The sequence below is a fragment of the uncultured Anaerococcus sp. genome (assembly GCF_963510915.1).
Taxonomy (GTDB): domain Bacteria; phylum Bacillota; class Clostridia; order Tissierellales; family Peptoniphilaceae; genus Anaerococcus.
On record NZ_CAUPHG010000129.1, the window covers coordinates 1 to 3,636 of the forward strand.

Genomic DNA, 3,636 nt, shown 5'->3' on the forward strand with positions numbered 1-3,636 from the left:
GCTGCGACTGCTAGTGGAGGAGGACAATAAGATGCCACAATTAATTTTTATCCTAGCAGGGCTTTTCACCCTAGCCGGACTTTATAACTTGTACCTATTTGGACAAATCAAGGAAAAAGTTAAATTTACAAGAACAGACCTAGCCATACTTGGGATGATGGTGGGCATGTATGTGATTTATGACTTGGTTTTTAGACCCTATATTATAAATGTCCTTGCCATATCTCTTTCCATGGTTTTTTGGAGCTATACAGCAATTATTGCAAGAGGTTTTAGTAATAATCATGTCTTTACAAACAAGCTAAATCCCTTCATCAATAAAAAAGTTTCCCTAGAAGAAATAAAGTCTGTAACCTTGTCTAGAGCCAATAAGAACCTTTTGCTAATGGTATATTTCAAAACCGCCAACAGTCAAGACAACATGAGTTTTTCCTTCTCCAAGGAAAAAGACCTGGTGAGAATTTTAAAAAATCAAAAAGTAAATGTGATAAATTAAGAGTTTTAAACTGACCTCCCTTAGGGGAGGTCTTTTATTTTAAAAAATAAAAATACTTATTATTTTTGAAAACAAGTTAATATTTAAAAAAAGAGAGCCGCTCCCTAAATTTAAGGATTAGCTCTCTCATATAATTTTAATTATTAGCCCTCATAGGCTTCTTGGTCAACAAACAAATAAACATTTGGATGGAGATTTAAAAGACCGCATGGTAAATCTGTCGAGATTTTATCGTCATTTAATAGTCTTTCTACTGCCTCGTGTTTATTTTTACCATTGGCTAAGACTATTATCATCCTTGAATCAAAGATTTCTCCTATACCCATTGAGAGAGCGTGTTTTGGCACATCTTCTTCATTTTCAAAAAATCTTGAATTAGCTTCTATTGTTGACTGATCAAGTTCAACTATAGAAGAGTATTTATTTAGTTTTTCTGCTGGTTCATTGAAGGCTATATGGCCATTTACCCCAAGACCTAAGATTTGTATATCTCTTTGGCCAAATTCTTCTAATTCTTTTCTATATGCTAGGGCATATTTTTCGTCTGCTTCTGGAGCGCTTGGCAAATGAATATTTTCTTTTTTAATATTTACATGATCAAAAAGATTTTCGTGCATAAAATATGAATAAGACTGGCTATTGTTAGGATCTATGCCTACATATTCATCCAAATTCACACTTTTAGCATATTTAAAAGATATTTCGCCATCTTTTTGAGCAGCTATTAGATTTTTATAAAGACCAATCGGACTTGAGCCAGTAGCAAAACCAAACTTGATTTGTGGTTTTTCCATCATATTGCTTATTACAAGTTCACTAGCCTTTTTGCTCATATCATCATAATCTTTGCATACTACTACTTTCATTTTATCCTCCATGTTCTCACTTATAATTTCACTTTCTAAATGTATTTTACCTTTTATAGAAAAATAAAAAACCAGTTTTAGTAAGGATTGAGATTCTGATTCTACTTGCAAGGTCTTTATTTAAAATTAGGCAAAATAAAAAACCTAGCTGGTAGCCAGGTTTTTGTGTTTGCTTTAGTAGTTAAATGCAGCAACTTCGAACCATTCTTGTGGATGGTGGCATGCTGGACAAATTTTTGGAGCTTTTTTGCCTTCATATAAGAATCCACAGTTACCGCATTTCCAAATTACTGCTTCTTCTTTTTCAAATACTGTGCCATTTTCGATATTATCATGTAATTTTTGATATCTATCTCTATGAGCGCCTTCTGCGTGAGCTATATTTCTGAATGCTCTAGCGATTTCATCAAAACCTTCTTTTTCAGCTACATCTGCAAATGCTGGATACATATCTTCGCATTCTTCATTTTCGCCATCGATAGCGCCTTGAAGATTTGTTAAAGTATCATGCCAAATTACTGGCCATGCTGTATAACCTTCTGTAAGTTCGATAGTTTCAAGTTTAAATTCTTCTCTCAAAAATTTATAAAATCTAGCAGCGTGTTCGCCTTCGTTCATAGCTGTTTCTCTAAAAATAGCTGCTATTTGTCTATAACCTTCTTTTTCTGCAGTTTTTGCAGCATATGTATATCTCATTTTAGCTTGTGATTCGCCAACAAATGATGTAATTAAGTTTTGTGCTGTTTTTGTTCCTTTTAATTCTGCCATAATAATCTCCTTCTAAAATAATATTTCATTTACTGATATTCATACTATATCGTTATTTATGCGTTTGTCAAGAATGATTCTAATCTTTTAATCAGTCTAATTTTGATACCTATAATCATTATCATTACACTTTCATAACTCTTGTAAATATTTATTTTGTGCGATTAATTACATCCTATACTCACTTTGTAATTTAATGTTTTTTGCTAGCTATCTATTATCTTACTAAGGTGATAATAGTTATCATTTTGTATATTATTCAAAATACTGATTACTTCAAACCTATTAATTAGCAATTTTGTTACAGATATATCAATTGGGGTATAATCATAGATAGCATAAGGAGGCTATATGAAATTAGATTTTAGCAATGTTAATTTAAACAATATAGGAAAATATGAAGAAAACGCCCTTGCTGCTTTTGATACTCTTATGGGTAGAAACGGTGCAGGCAACGACTTTTTAGGTTGGATTGATAGACCTATCGACTATGATAAAGAGGAATTTGAAAGAATTAAACAAGCTGCAGCAAGAATCAGAAAAAATTCTGATGTTCTTGTTTCTATAGGTATAGGCGGATCTTACCTAGGTATCAAGGCAGTAGATGTAGCATGCGATTCTTATTTTAATTCGAAGAGGGATACACAAATCATCTACGCCGGTCACCAACTTTCAGGTGAATACTTAGTTGAGCTTCTTGAATACCTTAAAGATAAGGACTACAGCCTAAATGTCATCTCAAAATCAGGCACAACTACAGAGCCAGCCATCGCTTTTAGAGTTTTAAAAGAAGCTCTTGAAGAAAAATATGGCAAAGAAGAAGCCAAAACTAGGATTTTCGCTACAACAGATAAGGCTAAAGGTGCCCTCAAAGAGCTTGCTGATGCAGAAGGCTACGAATGTTTTGTAGTACCAGATGATATTGGCGGAAGATTTTCAGTGATTTCTGCAGTAGGACTCCTACCACTTGCAGTTGCAGGCGTTGATATAGATGAATTTATGGCAGGTTTTGCTGATGGTAGAGAAAAATATACAATAAAATCAATTGAAAATGATGCCATCAAATATGCAGCAGTAAGAAATATGTTAAATGGAGAAGGTAAGGATATTGAAATCCTCCTAAACTATGAGCCTAAACTAAAATATGTTGCAGAATGGTGGAAGCAATTATATGGAGAATCCGAGGGCAAGGACGGCAAGGGTATCTTCCCTGCAAGTGTATCAAATACCACAGACCTCCACTCTATGGGTCAAATGATCCAAGACGGGGTAAGGAATGTATTTGAAACAGTTATCGAAGTAGAAAATGTAAATAAAGACTTTACAATCAAAGAAGACGAACAAAACCTAGACGGTCTAAACTTCCTAGCAGGCAAAACCATGTCCTACATCAACAAACAAGCTATGGAAGGTACAACCATGGCTCATGTTGAAGGCGGTGTTCCAAATATAAGAATCAAATTAGAAAAAATCAACGAAAGAAAGCTAGCTGAATTATTCTATTTC

The 3,636-nt window shown here is 33.8% G+C and carries 4 protein-coding genes; 2 read left to right on the forward strand and 2 right to left on the reverse strand.

Going from position 1 to position 3,636, the window contains the following annotated elements; genetic code table 11:
• Window positions 1-31: 31 nt before the first annotated feature.
• On the forward strand, window positions 32-496 hold the full coding sequence (locus tag RQ893_RS08540; RefSeq protein WP_311482594.1) for a hypothetical protein: 465 nt from the start codon (window positions 32-34) through the stop codon (window positions 494-496).
• 143 nt (window positions 497-639) lie between these two features.
• On the opposite strand, the gene nagB is transcribed toward RQ893_RS08540, so the two are convergent.
• Together nagB and rbr are read right to left on the reverse strand one after the other, a co-directional pair.
• Window positions 640-1,362, reverse strand: coding sequence for a glucosamine-6-phosphate deaminase (nagB, locus tag RQ893_RS08545; RefSeq protein ID WP_311482595.1), 723 nt, complete (start codon window positions 1,360-1,362; stop codon window positions 640-642).
• A gap of 174 nt (window positions 1,363-1,536) precedes the next feature.
• Entirely contained in the window at window positions 1,537-2,130 is a 594-nt protein-coding gene (gene rbr, locus RQ893_RS08550; protein ID WP_311482596.1) for a rubrerythrin, read from the reverse strand.
• Window positions 2,131-2,481: 351 nt separating this feature from the next.
• Here rbr and RQ893_RS08555 point away from each other — a divergent pair.
• A partial coding sequence (locus RQ893_RS08555; protein WP_311482597.1) for a glucose-6-phosphate isomerase occupies window positions 2,482-3,636 on the forward strand: 1,155 nt, incomplete at its 3' end.